This is a genomic window from Vibrio sp. 1069, assembly GCF_033340555.1.
Genome location: NZ_JAWOWP010000827.1, coordinates 1 through 544, shown reverse-complemented (window position 1 = coordinate 544; position 544 = coordinate 1). Strand labels below are relative to the sequence as shown.

The following is a 544-nucleotide window of genomic DNA, read 5'->3' as shown; positions in this document are numbered from 1 at the left end:
AAAGTGGTGTCTCGTATTGCACTAAACCAAAGCCGTGTGTCACTTGCAGAGGGTGAGCTGGCGCAGGTGAGAGTCATCGGCTTTTATAACGATGAGACTCAAGACGACCTTACATCACAAGTTGTTTGGAACGTTGAAAATGCTGACATTGTTAACATCGACGAACGCGGTGTGATTACAGCGGTGAAAACGGGTGTTTCGGTCATTCGCGCAGACCTAGATGAGTTCAGTAGCGAAATGACTGTACAGGTTGTGGACGCGAAGTTGACCAACATTTACTTCGATGTGCCACATAAGGCGATTGCCAAAGGGCTAAGCTTTCAAGCGAAAGCTTACGGTGAATATACCGACAAACAAACCCGTGATATTAGCCATCTCGTAGAGTGGGATTCCACAGATTGTAGCGTTGTCATGCCAGGCACAAATGGCATTTTCACCGCACAAGATGAGGGTGACGCGGATATCTATGCCGAGCTTGATGGCTTAACCAGTACGCATGGTTCTATTACTGTCACGCCTGCGGTATTAGTGAGTATGGACATTT

At 47.2% G+C, this 544-nt stretch carries 1 protein-coding gene; it reads left to right on the top strand.

The window, feature by feature from the left end; all coding sequences use genetic code 11:
• A partial coding sequence (locus tag R7040_RS29295; protein ID WP_318098022.1) for an Ig-like domain-containing protein occupies positions 1-544 on the top strand: 544 nt, incomplete at both ends.